The organism is Xanthomonas sp. F14, assembly GCF_014199865.1.
In genome coordinates this window covers 113,246-128,916 of the sequence record NZ_JACHOM010000003.1, presented here as the reverse complement: position 1 = coordinate 128,916, position 15,671 = coordinate 113,246, and the positions used below count along the sequence as shown (strand labels likewise).

Genomic DNA, 15,671 nt, shown 5'->3' with positions numbered 1-15,671 from the left:
CTGCGTGGATGCCGTACCGCCGCGGTGCTGGCGGGCGTACTGGCGAGCCTGTGGCTGAGCGGCTGCGCCATGGTCACGGTGCAATCGCACAGCAGCGGCGACTTCATCGCGCGCACGCGTGGCGATGTGCTCAGCACCGGCGCGTTGAGCCAGGCCAGCGGCGAGACGGTGCAGGTGGCCGGTCTGCAACCCAAGGCCTGCCGCAGCGACCCGCTGCCCTGCCTGCAGCAACTCGCCACCGTCGCAGGCATCGGCGATGAGCGCCGGCTGGCAACGCAGGCCGAGCTATGGACCGCACATGCGATTGCGCTGGGCGGGCGCGACCCGACAACCATGAGCGATGCCGCAGTCGACGCCTGGCTGGAGGCCGCGCGGCATGCGTACGCGTACCTGTTTTTCACCGATCGGGCGCCCAGTGCGCGTGCGTTCGAAAATCGCCAGACGCAGGTGCGCGACTACTACAACTACGCCGTGCAGCAGGTGATCGAACGCCTGTTCGCACGCGCGCAGCAGACCGGCCAGAGCGAGCGCGAACCGACCAGCATAGGCCGCTGGCAGGTCGGTATCGACATGTCTGCATATCGGTTGCCGGGCGGCGGCAACACGCCGCGCGCGATCTTTGCCGCCTCGGCATTGCGCTTCGATGGGCTGCGCAGCACGTATCGACGCGACGGCTTCGGCGCCGAACTGGTGGCCGAGGTGGACCCGCAGGTGGTCGGCGACCCTGCCGGACTGGCCTTGCAACAATCTGCTGCCGCTGTCGCGACACCTGAGCGTCCATTGCCCACCTTCAGCGAGATGCCGTATGCACCGGCAACGCTGCTGCTGCGCTTCGAGGGCGATACGCTGGATGCGGTGCTGCGCGGTCGTGCCGTCACCGTGGTGCCTTACGACCCGTATCGCCAGAACGAAGTGGTACTGCATGGCCAGCGCGTGCCGCTGGCGGCCAACTTCACCGCCGCGTATGGCCTGTGGCTGGCCAGGTCCGGGTTTGCCGCGCAGTCCCTGCGCTCGATGCTGGGCAGCGCGCGCGGCATCGACCGCCCGCATCTGTATCTGATGCAGCCCTACGACCCGAACCGACGCGTGCTGCTGATGCTGCATGGCCTTGCCAGCAGCCCGGAAGCCTGGGTCAATGTCGCCAACGAAGTGATGGGCGATGAAGCGCTGCGCCAGCGCTACCAGATCTGGCAGGTGTACTACCCCACCAATGCGCCGGTGGCGGTCAACCGCGCCGAAATCCAGGCCCTGGTGGAGCGCAGCCTGCAGCACTTCGATCCGTCCGGCACGGCGATCGCATCGCACGACATGGTGTTGATCGGCCACAGCATGGGCGGGGTGATCGGGCGCCTGCTGGTGTCTTCGTCGGGCGAGCGCCTGTGGAATTCGCTGCTGGAAGACTACCGGCTGGACGGCGAGCGCGGCGCACGCATCCGCGCGAAGTTGTCGCCGTTGCTGCATTTTTCGCCAATGCCGCAGGTCGACCGCGCCATCTTCATCGCCGCGCCGCATCGCGGCACGCCCTTGGCTGAAGGTGGTCTCGGGCGCTTTGTCGGCCGCCTGGTGCGTTTGCCGATCGCCTTGCTGGATCGCTTCGGCGATGTGTTTCAGGACCTAGCTAGCAGCGAGCGTGGCGGCCAGGGCGACGACCCGCGACGCAAGCGGCGCCTGCTGCCACCGACCAGCATCGACAACCTGCGCGATACCGACCCATTCGTGCGCGCCAGCATGGACCTGCCGATCTCACCGCAGGTGCATTACCACACCATTGTCGGGCGCGAAAAACCGCAGGTGCCGCTGGCCGAGTCCGACGATGGCCTGGTGCCGTATCGCAGCGCGCATCTGGACGGTGCCGAGTCGGAGCTGGTGGTGACCTCCTGGCATAGCGTGCAGGAAACCCCGCAGGCGATTCTGGAAATTCGCCGCATCCTGCACGAGCAGCTGCAAGCCGAAGCGGCAGGCACAAACCAGGCGCAGGCCGCGCGTCCGGCTGCGACGCCTGCGACGTTCTGAGTGCGCTGCACCCTCGCTGGAAGGTGTGGCTACTAGTCACGCACCGCGGGGTGTGGAGTTTGTCCGCTGCCAATGCGCACCATTGTCCGGTACGCGTCCCGGCGTTGCGATCGCTCACGCCTGGGCCGGCAAACCTGGGCAACACGCGGTCATCCGGTGGGTGCGGACGACGCGCAGGAGGCGGAGTGCACGAGCATGCCGATCCCGGCACCGACCGCACTGCCTGACGGTCGCGCAGTCGTTGCGTTGGCCGCGTTTAGCGCGTTGTTTACCTGGCCCGTGCTATCAGGCGGTTCTCGAACACGCTCGAACCAGGGAAGACGCAATGCGCAAGACGCTGTCGGCAGTGATCTGGGTGCCCTTGCTGCTGGCCGGCTGCGGCCGCGGCGAAGGGCAACGCGAGGTAGCCGACCCTGCGGGCGCCACGCCGCCGGCAGCGCAGACCGCAGCGCCTCCATCCGCATCGCCACCGGTCGCCGATGAAGCGGTGCCCGAATTCCCGGCCATCCCGTCGATCGTGGTGCCGGAGATTGCCGGCGTGACCCCGGCGCAACGCGCGCTGGAAGCCTCGCTGCAGGACATTCTCGACCCGATCGAAGGCGTCAGCGTGACGCCGGCACGCTGCGGCGATGGCGGCAGCCTGATCAACGACGCCGGCATCACCAGTGTCGATGCCAACGGCAATCTGCTGCGCAACGGCGACGGCGGGCTATTCGACCTCAAGGCCGATGGCAGCGGTAACGCCAACTTCGACGGCGGCCTGATCCGCGTCAATGCCGACGGCAGCGGCACCATCAACGCCAGCGGCGCCGGTGGCGACGACGCGATCATCCAGGTCCAGGCCAGCGGCGCTGGTACCTACAACGGCCCGGCCGGCCTGATCAGTCTGGACGGAAAGGGGGCAGGCACCTGGAACAGCGACAAGAGCGGCTTGGTCGACAACCACGGCGATGGCAGCGGCACCTGGAACGGCCCGCGCGGTCTGATCACCATCAACGCCGACGGCTCGGGAACCTGGAACGGCCCGGACGGACTGGTGCAGAACCGCGGCAATGGCACCGGCACCGTCGGTACCCCGCCGCGCGAAGTGCGCATGCCGCCGCTGCCGAAGGTGCCGCCGGCCGGGCGCTTCCCGCTGCTGCAGAAGTTCGCACTTCCCGGCGCACCGTGCGGCTATCTGATCACCTTGAACGAGCGCATCCTGTTCGACTTCGACAAGGCCGAAATCCGCCCCGACGCCGCGCGCGTACTCGACGTGCTGGCGGCCGCACTCGGCAAGGTCAGCGCCAAGGACATGGAGGTTCGCGGGCATACCGATGCCAAGGGCAGCGACGCCTATAACCAGGCGCTGTCCGAGCGCCGCGCCGAGGCGGTGCTGGCCGCATTACGCACCCGCGGTGCCGCGCAGTCGGCCGGCGCAAAAGGCTATGGCGAATCGCAACCGGTGGCACCCAATACGCTGGATGGACAGGACAACCCCGGCGGGCGACAACTCAACCGACGCGTGGAAATCTTCCTGCGCACCTGAGTGGGCCGATCTGCACGCATACAGTCGCATGCAGGCGCAGGAGCACGACGGTCCCGGATAGCTGGCGCGCCGCGCAGGCGTGTGTCGATGGACGGATGCCGGTCCACCTCATGTCAGCGCGGCGCGGCCTCGCGCAGTGCGTCCTGATGGTCGGTGCGCGGGTGATCTACTCAAAGTGGCGCACCACGCGGTGAGTTGCGGGTGTACAAAACTGATGCCGCGCTTCGAGCGGCCAACACATCGACTGCGCCGCCGGCATGCGGGGCGGCCGTGCTCGGAAGCATCACGGACCACTCGTACATTTCGATTCTGGGCGCGCGTCCGCACCTACCTGACGACCGTCAGCGTTCTTGTGTTGGCCGCTCTGGTACCGCAACCGTGCGACCGCTTCCGGGCATTCATCGCCGCGTGGTGGCTACCCGGACATGTTGGATAAGTTCCGCCAGGTGTCGTCTGCCTTGCACATTGGCCCGGTAAATTCCGCGATGAACAACGGGATGACTGACAGGTATGGGTTCCAGGCAAGCGAAGAAAATGGGGCAGGGCGGTGAACAGACGCCCGCAGGCGATGACGGCAACGACGCGATGGGGATCGCGTCGTTGCCGTCGTGCGGGATCAATGCGCCGTTGCACGCAGGTGCCAGGCAACGTGCGACGACAGCGCTGCGGTCGCGATGGCGGATGCCGGCACTCGCACTCGGCGCGCTGTTGCTGATCGGCTGCACGCCGCGTCCGCCCGGGCCGCCCGCAATCGCGCAGACCGCGCAATTGGAACGCGTGGTCGCTGTCTTCCGGCACGGCGTGCGCGCACCGCTGCAGGGCGAAGCCGCCGCAGCGCACTATGCCGATGCGCCGTGGCCGCAATGGTCCACACCGGCCAGCCTGCTGACGCCGCACGGGCGCATCGGCGTGCAGCTGAGCGGTGACTATCTAAGGCAATGGCTGGCGCAGCAGGGCGTGCTACCGCGTGGCGGGTGCCCGGCAGCAGGCAGCGTCTCGGTCTGGGCCAATACCGATCAGCGCACCATCGACAGCGGCGCCTTGCTGGCCGAGGCGCTGGCACCGGGCTGCGGGATCGTCGCCGGACATCGCCAGGCCGGCAGCAACGATCCGTTGTTCCGCCCGATCGAAGCCGGCGCGGTGCCGTTCGATGGCACGGCGGCGGTTGCGGCGATCGAAAGGCAAACCGGTGGCCCCGCCGCATTGCTGCGAGGGCACGCAGCCGAGTTGCAGGCAATGCAGCAGATCCTGGGTTGCACGCGCACGCCCTGCGACTTCGCGCAGATGCCGTCCACGCTGGCGCCGTCGGTCAACGGGCGCGGCCTGGCCCTGGGTGGGCCGATCGATCTGACCTCCGGCACCGGCGAGGTGTTGCTGCTGCAATACGCCGAAGGCCTGCCGCTGTCACAGGTCGGCTGGGGCCGCGCCACACCCGAGCGGCTGGCGCAGGTCTCGCGCCTGCATGCCTTGTTGTTCGACATCTACGCGCGTCCGCATTACATGGCCTCACGTTCGGGCGCACCGCTGGCGCGCGAAGTGCTGCAGCGCTTCGGCGATCTGCAGGCGCCAAAGGTCTCGGTCTTCGTTGGCAGTGATACGCATATCGCTGCGTTGAGCGGTTTGCTGGGCGTGCACTTTCATCTCCCCGGCTACGGTGCCGACGATCCGCCGCCGGGTGGTGCATTGCTGCTGGAGCTATGGCGCGAACCGAATGGGCAGCAGGTGGTGCGTGCGCGGTATCTGGCGCAATCGCTGGATCAACTGCGGACGCTGGCGCCGCTAAATCTTGAACATCCGCCGTTGCAGCAGAAGTTGGCGCTTGGAGTTTGCAGAGCAGAGCAACGCATGGCGTGTCCGTTGAAGGCGTTCGCTCAGGCGTTGGAGCAACAGTTGCAACGTGAGCCTTGAACGCAATGCCGGGGCTGCGATGTGCAGGCACCTTCAGCTCGTCGAAGCATCCGCATGGAGCGGGTAGATGTCGTGCGCAAGATTGATCGGAGTACGGAATTGGTCGGCAGCGCGGCCCCGCATCCGGTGTCGGGACACGCCGTAAATCCATCCGTGGAGGCTCGGTGGCGGCATCCATGCCGCCACACGGTCCCGCCCCCGGACGCGACACCACGCTCCCAGCATTGCTGCTGCTGATCGGCAAGCACTGTTTTCAAGCAGACGTAGCGCCTGCGGATTGGGTCGGCCAGGTCGTCGAGATCACCTCAACACTTCGTCGTTAGGTAGTGGCGGTAGAAACAAGATCCAGGCCACGACCAGTCAATCAGCCGCCGCTTTTCTCTCAGTTGCCGACAATGATCGGTGGTGCTTGCGCGGGTGCCGGCGTGGGACCTTGAGCGGCATGGATGCCGCGCCAGAGCCTACATGGACGTACTTGCGGCGTGTCCCACGCTGGTACGCGTGCAAGCGCCCGCAGCAAACCGAAGCAGATGCATGAAACGCAAGGTGTCGTGCGCAAGATCGATCGGTGTACGGAGTCGGCCGGCAGCGCGGCGGCGCACCCGGTGTCGGGACACGCCGTAAATCCGCCCCTGGAGGCCCGGTGGCAGCGTCCATGCCGCCACACGGCCCCGCGCTCCCAGTATTTCCACTGCTGATCGGCAGACACTACGCGTGCAAGCGCCTTCAGTGGCCGAAGCCCTCAGTAACAAAGCATCAGTGACCGGAGCATTCGCACAACCCCACTAGACGTCCAACACGGAGATTCGTCAGTACGCGGTGGCTGCATCAAAAAACCGGACACGCAGTGAATCCATCCGTGGTGCTTCGTTGGACGCATCCACTCCACCAAAACGCACATGGGCCGCATCAGCGGCCCATGTGCAATTCACTATATTCGCTCCCGCAGGAGCAGCTGGCTTACTTCAGCTTGGCGTCGGCGCGCAGGGCGTCGGCGCGGTCGGTCTTTTCCCACGAGAACGCGGTGGCGGTGTGCTGCGCACCGGTTGCGTCGGTGTAGGAGAAGTCCTTCGGCTTGCGGCCGAAGTGGCCGTAGGACGCGGTCTGCTGATACATCGGGTGGATCAGGTCGAGCATCTGGATGATGCCGAACGGACGCAGGTCGAAATGCTTGCGGATCAGCTTTTCGATCTGCTCGTCGGCGATCTTGCCGGTGCCGAAGGTGGTGACCGAAATCGAGGTCGGCTCGGCCACGCCGATGGCGTAGGAGACCTGCACTTCGCAACGGTCGGCCAGGCCGGCAGCCACCACGTTCTTGGCCACATAGCGCGCGGCGTAGGCTGCCGAGCGATCGACCTTGGACGGATCCTTGCCGGAGAACGCACCGCCACCGTGACGCGCCCAGCCGCCGTAGGTGTCGACGATGATCTTGCGGCCGGTCAGGCCGCAATCACCCACCGGCCCGCCGATCACGAACTTGCCGGTCGGGTTGATGTGGAACTTGGTGCCCTTGTGCAGCCACTTGGCCGGCAGCACCGGCTTGAGGATTTCCTCGCGCACGGCCTCGACCAGATCCTTCTGCTTGATGCCAGGATCGTGCTGGGTCGACAGCACCACCGCGTCGATCGCGGTCGCAACGCCGTCTTCGTAGCGCAGGGTGACCTGCGACTTGGCGTCCGGACGCAGCCACGACAGCGCCGAGTTCTTCTTCTTGCGGATCTTGGCCTGCTGCTCGACCAGGCGGTGCGCCAGATGGATCGCGGCCGGCATGTGGCTGTCGGTCTCGTTGGTCGCGTAGCCGAACATCAGGCCCTGGTCGCCTGCGCCCTGCTGTTCCGGGTTCTTGCGATCCACGCCCTGGTTGATGTCCGGCGACTGCTTGCCGATCAGGTTGAGCACGCCACAGGTCTCGCCGTCGAAGCCGACGTCGGAGCTGTTGTAGCCGATGTCCAGAATGACCTTGCGGGTCAGCGCTTCCAGGTCGATCCAGGCACTGGTGGTCACTTCGCCGGCAACGATCGCCACGCCCGTCTTGACCATCGTCTCGCACGCCACGCGGGCGCGCTTGTCCTGGGCCAGGATGGCATCCAGCACTGCGTCGGAGATCTGGTCGGCGATCTTGTCCGGATGGCCTTCGGAGACCGATTCGGAGGTGAACAGGTAGCTGGACATCAGGCTTATATCCCTTGATTCGGATGAAAAGATGGGTGCGGATGATACACCGTCCGACAACCCCGTGCATTGTGCGCCTGAACAGCCCGCTGTGGCGTTAAACCCGTGTCGTGGCGGGGTTTGCACGGTCATCCGGGTGTCGTCAGCTTGCCATGCAGCGGTCGTACTGACCGGTCAGCATGCGCGCGTGCCTGGCGGCATGGCTGCGTGCAGCCACGCCGCTGGAGGGGAATGAGCCATATCGTCGGACAGCGTGCCGGGGCGAGGGGCGCATGGCTGCCATGGCGACCACGAGCCGGGATGCGCGCGTCCGATTGCAGTGCTACGCCGCGGCTTGCTGCGGGGCGCATCTGTGTCAGCGCGCTGCCGATGCCTGCGGGCGGCGCGCGCAGCCTGCCTGCGCAGCGCCCGATCGCGGCCGACATTTTTTGCCCTGGAGATGTCCGCATGCACGTGTCCACATTGCACCCTCCCGTCCGCGCCCTGTTCCTGTCCGACCTGCACCTGGGCTCGCGGCACTGCCATGCTGCCGAGATCGCCGCGTTCATCGGCCGCCAGCGTTGCCAGACCCTGTATCTGGTCGGCGACATCATCGACCTGTGGTGGATGTCGCAGCGGCGCGCGGTCTGGGATGCGGCGCATCAGCAGGTGATCGCCGCCCTGCATGCGCAGGCCAGGCGCGGCACCGAGATCATCTACGTGCCCGGCAACCACGACCGTGCCATCCGCCGCTTCTGCGGCCTGGTAATGCCGGCCATGCAGGTGCGCCGACGCAGCGTCCACACCTTGCTGGACGGGCGCCGGCTGCTGGTCACCCACGGCGACGATTACGACGCGCAAACCCATTTCGGCGGCTTGCAGGAACGATTTGGCGACTGGCTCTATTACCGCATCCTCACCGGCAATCAGCTGACCAATCGTCTGCGGCGGCGCCTGGGCATGCGCTACTGGTCGCTGGCCGAGTTCCTCAAGCGCCGCAGCGGTGCGGCCGAGCGCTACATCGGCCGCTTCGTGGCGGCCGGCCTGGCCGATGTGGTGCGTCGCGATCTGGACGGCATCGTCTGCGGGCACATCCATCGCGCCGCACTGCGCATGCAGGCCGGCCATCTCTACGCCAACACCGGCGACTGGGTGGAGAGCCTGACGGCGCTGCGCGAAACGCAGTCCGGCGCACTGCAACTGGTCAACCATCACGGCGACGTGCTGGCCGAGCTGGCGCCGCAACCTCATGCCGCGCAGCAGCGCGCGGCGTGAGGTTGGCCAGGCGCAGCAGCTGCCGGCAGACCGCAGCTGCCGGTATGTGCCATCGGACGTGCGCGGCGTGCAGCGTTCGCTGTCCTGGTGCAAGGACTGCGGACGGCGGCTGCAGCGCCGTTTTCGACCGCGAGCCGCAGCGCGATGCGAGCACTGCGGCTACTGGCTGACTGCCGGCCGGCCGGAACGCACGTGATGGCACTGGACGATGCCCGTCCTGCTAGCATCGGCCGATGGATTCATTGACCCAGATCGTTCTTGGTGGCGCCGTCGCTGCCGCCATCGCACCGGCCGGACAGCGCCGTGCAGCCCTGTTGGCCGGCGCCGCACTGGGCACCTTGCCCGATCTCGATGCGCTGGTATTGCTGCCGCTGACCGACGATCCGGTCACGCTGATGACGGTGCATCGCAGCGCCAGCCATTCGTTGTTCGTGCTGCCGTTGCTGGGCTGGCTGATCTGGTGGCTGTTTCGCCGTTACGGCAACGGGCGCGTGGCCACTGCGCCCAAGCGCTGGTTCTGGGCGATCCAGCTGGCCTTGATCACGCATCCGCTGCTGGATGCCTTCACCGTCTACGGGACTCAGCTGTGGTGGCCGCTGCAGCCGCATCCGGCAATGTGGTCGAGCGTCTTCATCATCGACCCGGCCTACACGCTATGGCTGTTGCTGGCCTGCGCGGTGGCATGGTTTGCGCGCGCGCGGCCGCTCGCGCAGCACGCGCTGGTGATCGGGCTGGCGCTCAGCTCCGCCTATCTGGGCTGGTCGTTGCTGGCCAAGCACATGGTCGACCAGGAGGCGGACCGTGCGCTGGCCGCGCTCGGCTTGAAGGATGCGCCGCGCTTCTCGGTGCCGATGCCGCTCAACACCTTGCTGTGGCGCGTGGTGGCGATGACGCCCAACGGTTATGTGATCGGCGAACGCTCGCTGGTGGCCGACAAGGGACCGATGCAGTTTCGCGGCTATTCCAGCAACACCCAGGCCCTGGGCGAGGTGGCCGGTTTCGACGCGGTGCGCCGGTTGACCTGGTTCAATCGCGGCTTCATGCGCGCACGCCTGGTCGATGACGAGCTGATGCTCAGCGACCTGCGCATGGGTCTGGAGCCGGACTACAACTTCAACTTCGTGGTGGCGCATCGCCAAGACGGGCAATGGCAACCGATTACGCCGCGACAGATCCAGGCCGCCTACCGCGCGCCGGTGGCGCGCGATCAGATCGGCGAGGTGCTGGCGCAGATGTGGCGCCGTATCTGGCACGAGCCCGCCGGCACGGTGCTGACCGGCGACCTGGAACACGCCGCCACGCCTGCTCCGGCAGCTCGGTAGGCCTGCTTGGCGGGGGGCGCTCGGCAACGCGGACGTAGTAAGCCCGAGCAGCCCGCCGGCTCAATACACTGTCGCGCGCGCCTGCACGAACGAGTAGAAGAACACCGCGTTCGGGTCGCTGTGCACCTGCGCCAGTTCGCGGCGCATGCCATCCACGGTGTCTGCGTTCACCGCACCGGCCTCGCGCAACTGGTCGGCCGCCGACAGCAGCACTTCTTCCCAGAACCCGATCATGGTCTTGCGCCGGCCCGGCTCGCGGTTGTCCAGATGCAGCGTCTTGATCTCGGTGTGCACATCGCGAAAGCCGCCGGCCAGCAGCAGGTTGCCCAGCTTGGCGCCGACGAACGGGTCGCCGCCCTGGTCGTGCTGGAAATCGTTGAAGGCCATCCAGTAGCGCCACAGATTGGGCGAATACGGATGCAGCAGGAACGAGGCGTTCATCACCTCGGTGACATACACCGGCGAGCCCGGCAGCAGCACACGCCGCACCTCGTTGAGCACGCGCGCAGGCGAGGGCACATGCTCCAGCACCCAGCACAGGAACGCCGCATCGAACTGACGCGCCTCGAACGGCAGATCGCTGGCATCGGCCTGCTGTAGCGTGTAGCGCTCGCGGCACCATGCCAGCCGTTCCAGATTGGCGCGTGCCGCGCCCAACTGCGCCTCGCTCAGGTCCACGCCGGTGACATGCAGGTCGGGGAAACGGCGCAGCAGGATTTCGGTCTGCGCGCCCACGCCGCTGCCTACTTCCAGCAGCCGGCGTGCGCCGCTGTAGTCGATCTGGTTGAACAGCGTGGCTTCCAGCAGGCGCGCCTGTTTGAGCAGGCGTGCCTGTTCGGTAGACGAAAACCCATGCAGATAGGTCGGGGTGTCGCTTGGTGCGGTCATGGCTGCAGCTCCAACAACGCAGGAAAACTCAGGCGGCAACCGACAACGCTGGCGGCACACCGGCGATCAAGGCGTCGAAATACGCGCGGGTCAGTTCCAGCTGCGCTTCCGGCGTTTCGGCGCGATTGACCACTGCACGGAAGTCGGCGCTCTGCGGGTGATCCTTGGCGTACCAGCCCAGATGCTTGCGCGCGATGCGCACGCCCTGCGGCTGCCCGTAGAACGCATGCAGCGCTTCCAGATGGCCGAGCAGGGTGTCGCGCACGAACGCCAACGACGGCGGCGGCAACAGCTCGCCGGTGGACAGATAGTGCGCCACTTCGCCGAAGATCCATGGGCGCCCCTGCGCGGCACGCCCGATCATCACCGCATCCACGCCGGTCTCGCGCAGCACCTGCGCCGCCTTCTGCGGCGAGTCGATATCACCGTTGGCGATCACCGGAATCTGCAGCGCCGCCTTGATCTGCGCAATCGTGGCGTACTCGGCAGTGCCGGTGTAATGCTGATCGCGGGTACGCCCGTGCACGGCCAGCGCGGCGATCCCGCAGTCCTGCGCGATGCGCGCGATGGTCGGGCCGTTGCGGTGATCGCAGTCCCATCCGGTGCGGATCTTCAGGGTCACCGGCACATCCACCGCCTGCACCACCGCGCTGAGGATGCGTGCCACCAGGTCTTCGTCGCGCATCAGCGCCGAGCCGGCCCAGGCATTGCAGACCTTCTTGGCCGGGCAGCCCATGTTGATGTCGATCAGCTGCGCACCGTGGTCGACGTTGTAGCGCGCCGCCTCGGCCAGTTGCTGCGGCTCGGTGCCGGCAATCTGCACGCTGACCGGATCCGGCTCGCCGGCATGATCCATGCGGTGCAGCGATTTGCGCGTGCCCCAGAAGCGTGGATCAGAGATGGTCATCTCCGACACCGCCAGCCCGGCGCCCAGCCGCTTGCACAGCAGCCGGAACGGCTTGTCGGTGACGCCGGCCATCGGGGCCAGGATCACTTTCGGGTCGATGGAATAGGGGCCGATCTGCATGGTGGCATTGTAGCTGGGTGGGGATTCGGGAATCGGGATTCGGGAATCGGGAATCGGGAATCGGGAGAGCAGTTCCGGCCTTCGGTCTTGTGCGGTTGCTGTGTGGGTCAGGTGACCAGTAGAGCGAGGGCAGCGGCGAGATTGCTGGCTGACCGTACCTTCACCCCAACTCCTCTCCCGTCGGGAGACGGTGTCGCGTCAGCGCCGGATGAGGGTACGAGTGCCCGACGCGGCATCACGCCGGGTCCTGCCGCCCAGACTGCTATCCGATGAAGAAGATCGAAGCTCCGGCGCAGCGGGTCTGGCGGCGTCCGTCGATGGACAGGCCTCGACATGCTGTTCGCGGATCGAAGCAGTCTCCTGTGTATGCCGACGCCTTGAACGCAAAAGGCGACCGCATCGCTGCGGTCGCCTTCGTTGTTTGCTTGAAGCGTGCGGATCACACGGCCGGTTCGGGCACCATGCGCGGCATCGAGGTGGCGGCGCCTTCCACTTCGGTAGAGCGCGCGGCGTAGCGGGTGGCAAAACGCACGTGGGTGATGAAGCTGGCAGTCGGCGCCTGCGCCAGCGAGGCGACCAGCGCGCCATTGAAGGCGTCGCCAGCGCCAGTGGTGTCCACCGTCTGCGCGCTTTCCGCGCCCACGCGGTAATGCGCGGCCGTGTCGCCGCGCAGCTGTTCTTCCGCATGCGAGATGAAGGCGCCCACCGATCCCAGCGTCACCACCACGGTACCGCCCGGCAGCAGCTTGCGGCACAGCGAATGCAGCGTGTTGCCGTCCAGCGCCGCCACATCGTCGGCATTGATGCGTTCGCCGACGTGGCGGCCGAGCAGGGCTGCAAATTCGGTTTCGTTGGGCGTCAGCACGTCCGACAGCTTGAGCAGGCCGATCGAGGTCGGCGCATTGGCCGGTGCGGCGTTGAGCACGGTCAGCACGCCGCATTCGCGTGCCAGCGCCAGCGCCGACTCGATCGTCTCCGCAGGCGATTCCAGCTGCGCCAGCAACACGCCGGACGAGGCCACCAACGCGCGCTGGTTGTCCACAAACGCTGCGCTCAGCACCGAGTTGGCACCGGCGCCGATCACGATGGTGTTGCGGCCGTGCGCGTCGACATAGATGCCGCCGGTGCCGGTCGGCTCATTGCTGGGCTCGGCGATCAACGCAAAGCCGTCGTGCGCAGCCAGCGAGCGCGCCAGCGCGCCGCCGGCGTCGTCGCCCAGCGCGCACAGGAAGTGCGTCCTGGCACCGGCACGTGCGGCCGCGACCGCCTGGTTGAAGCCCTTGCCACCCGGGCCGGTGCTGTAGCGACCGGCGATGGTGGCACCCGGCGCAGGCAGGACATCACAGCGCCACACGTGATCGACATTGAAGGACCCGACAACGACGACCGAACTCATAAATACCCTTGACTTGAATGACTGAATGAAACGTGGCGTGCGGCGATTAGACCGTCACACCGATGAACCCGCGCCGCCTCAACCGAAATGCGAGAACACGCCGGCAATGGTAGCGGTCATGAACGTGGCGATCGAACCGCCCAGCACTGCGCGCAGGCCGAACTTGGCCAGATCGTGACGGCGTTCCGGTGCCAGCCCGCCGATGCCACCGATCTGGATCGCAATCGAGCTGAAGTTGGCAAAGCCGCACAGCGCATACGTGGCAATCAGCCGACCTTCCGCGCTCAGGCCAACGCCCGGCACTTCGCCCTTCACGATACGCGACAGCTCGCTGTAGGCGACGAACTCGTTGATCACCACCTTCTGCCCGATCAGCGAACCGACCGTGGTCGCGTCCACCCACGGGGTGCCGATCACCCAGGCGATCGGCGCCAGCACGTAGCCGAAGATCGTCGACAGGTTGGTCGGCCGGCCCAGCAGCGCGGCGGCGCCGGTGATCTCGCCCAGCCAGGTCAGCGGTGCGTTGATCAAGGCGATCAGCGCAATGAAGGCCAGCAGCATCGCGCCGATGTTCAGCGCCAGGCGCAAGCCATCGCCGGCACCGGCCGCCGCCGCATCGATGACGTTGCTGGTGGTCTTTTCCACTTCCATCTTGACCGTGCCGCGGGTCAGCGGGGTGCCGGTCTCCGGCACCAGCAGCTTGGCCACCACCAGGGTGGCGGGCGCGGCCATGATGCTGGCAGCGAGCAGATGCTTGGCATAGAACGCCTGCTGCGCGGGGTCGCTGCCACCGAGCATGCCGACATAGGCGGCCAGCACGCCGCCGGCGATATGCGCCATGCCGCCGATCATCATCGTCAGCAGCTCGGACTGGGTCATTTTGGGGATGTACGGACGCACCGTCAGCGGCGCTTCGGTCTGGCCGATGAACACGCTGGCGCACACGCTGGTGGTTTCGGCACCGGACACGCGCATCACCTTGGTGATTGCCCACGCCATCGCGCGGACCACCACCTGCATCACGCCCAGGTGGTAGAGCACGCCCATCAGCGCCGAGAAGAAAATGATGGTGGGCAGCACCTGGAACGCAAAGATAAAGCCGTAGCTGTCGATGTTCATCAGGTTGCCGAAAATGAAGGTGGACCCCTCATTGACGAAGCTCAGCACCTTGACGAAGCCCTTGCCCAGCGAGTCGAACACATCGCGTCCGCCCGGCACCAGCAATACCAGCGCGGCGAACGAAATCTGCAGCGCCAGACCGGTGGCGACCAGCCTCCAGTCGATCGCGCGGCGGTTGCTCGAAAACAGCCAGGTGATGCCGATGAGCACCGCCAGACCGAACAGGCCGAAACCGATCCTTCCCAAACCTTCGACCATTCCAATCCCCGGGGCTGCTGACGGCAAAACGAGAAGCCTAGAGCAGGGGGTGACCGTGGGCAAGGTGAGCAGCATTCAGGGCCCGCCCGTTGGCCCGCAGGCAAGCCAGGGCGGGCGCGGGCAGTTGCCTGCGCCCGGGCGGGCGAGCCGCGCTTGCGCAAGGTCTTGGGGCGGGGGCGTCGATTCGACGCCCGTGCGTCGCCCGCAAAGACCGCGCCCCGAAGCGCGATCACCTTACCGGACGCCGCTTTTCCAATCAGCCGTCGACAAAACCCGTGGTGCTTGCGCGCGTACCGGCGAGGGACCTTGAGCGGCATGGATGCCGCGCCAGAGCCTACATGGACGTACTTGCGGCGTGTTCCACGCCGGTACGCGTGCAAGCGCCCTCGGTAGACCGGAGCTTGCACTGAGAACCTGAAGATCTCATGCGCGTGGTCGGTCGGCGGCGCGGCGCCGCATCCGGCGTCGGGACACGCCGTGAATCCGTCCCTGGAGGCTCGGTGGCGGCATCCATGCCGCCACACGGTCCCGCCCCCGGACGCGACACCACGCTTCCAGCATTGCCACTGCTGATCGGCAAGCAATGCGTCAAGCACGTGTTGATCTCTGCGGACTCCGTGGCCGCTGTGATCGGTAAGCGATCCATCTGGCGTCACGCGCCAGGAATGGACGCTAGGAAGAACGTGCAGCTCATCTGGCTGTTCGCACTTCTTTCCGGAACCGATAGAACCGGTGGTACCTGCGCGTGCCGGCATGGGACCTTGAGCGGCATCGATGCCGCGCAAC

General features: G+C 66.6%; 10 protein-coding genes. 5 read left to right on the top strand and 5 right to left on the bottom strand.

What is annotated here, in order from left to right:
• Positions 1–69: 69 nt before the first annotated feature.
• From GGR73_RS12040 to GGR73_RS12030, 3 genes are all read left to right on the top strand, one after another.
• On the top strand, positions 70–2,013 hold the full coding sequence (locus GGR73_RS12040) for an esterase/lipase family protein (RefSeq protein WP_435014918.1): 1,944 nt from the start codon (positions 70–72) through the stop codon (positions 2,011–2,013).
• Between the two features lie 325 nt (positions 2,014–2,338).
• Positions 2,339–3,541: an OmpA family protein gene (locus GGR73_RS12035; RefSeq protein WP_184457079.1), complete on the top strand. Its 1,203-nt coding sequence runs from the start codon at positions 2,339–2,341 to the stop codon at positions 3,539–3,541.
• Between the two features lie 585 nt (positions 3,542–4,126).
• Entirely contained in the window at positions 4,127–5,449 is a 1,323-nt protein-coding gene (locus GGR73_RS12030; RefSeq protein WP_456362970.1) for a histidine-type phosphatase, read from the top strand.
• Positions 5,450–6,409: 960 nt separating this feature from the next.
• Here the strand turns inward: GGR73_RS12030 and metK are convergent.
• Entirely contained in the window at positions 6,410–7,621 is a 1,212-nt protein-coding gene (metK, locus tag GGR73_RS12025; protein WP_024938312.1) for a methionine adenosyltransferase, read from the bottom strand.
• A gap of 447 nt (positions 7,622–8,068) precedes the next feature.
• Between metK and GGR73_RS12020 the strand changes: the two genes are divergently transcribed.
• Together GGR73_RS12020 and GGR73_RS12015 are read left to right on the top strand one after the other, a co-directional pair.
• Positions 8,069–8,875, top strand: coding sequence for a UDP-2,3-diacylglucosamine diphosphatase (locus GGR73_RS12020; protein ID WP_047129583.1), 807 nt, complete (start codon positions 8,069–8,071; stop codon positions 8,873–8,875).
• Between the two features lie 233 nt (positions 8,876–9,108).
• On the top strand, positions 9,109–10,197 hold the full coding sequence (locus GGR73_RS12015) for a metal-dependent hydrolase (RefSeq protein ID WP_184457074.1): 1,089 nt from the start codon (positions 9,109–9,111) through the stop codon (positions 10,195–10,197).
• A 60-nt stretch (positions 10,198–10,257) separates the two neighbouring features.
• On the opposite strand, the gene GGR73_RS12010 is transcribed toward GGR73_RS12015, so the two are convergent.
• The 4 genes from GGR73_RS12010 to GGR73_RS11995 form a co-directional block, all read right to left on the bottom strand.
• Positions 10,258–11,085: a class I SAM-dependent methyltransferase gene (locus GGR73_RS12010; protein ID WP_024938309.1), complete on the bottom strand. Its 828-nt coding sequence runs from the start codon at positions 11,083–11,085 to the stop codon at positions 10,258–10,260.
• Between the two features lie 28 nt (positions 11,086–11,113).
• Positions 11,114–12,112, bottom strand: coding sequence for a tRNA dihydrouridine synthase DusB (gene dusB / locus GGR73_RS12005; protein WP_016903835.1), 999 nt, complete (start codon positions 12,110–12,112; stop codon positions 11,114–11,116).
• 439 nt (positions 12,113–12,551) lie between these two features.
• Positions 12,552–13,508: a ribokinase gene (locus GGR73_RS12000; protein WP_016903834.1), complete on the bottom strand. Its 957-nt coding sequence runs from the start codon at positions 13,506–13,508 to the stop codon at positions 12,552–12,554.
• 78 nt (positions 13,509–13,586) lie between these two features.
• The gene (locus GGR73_RS11995; RefSeq protein WP_184457072.1) at positions 13,587–14,885 is read right to left on the bottom strand and encodes a nucleoside transporter C-terminal domain-containing protein; all 1,299 of its coding nucleotides are present in this window, start codon (positions 14,883–14,885) and stop codon (positions 13,587–13,589) included.
• Positions 14,886–15,671 lie beyond the last annotated feature (786 nt).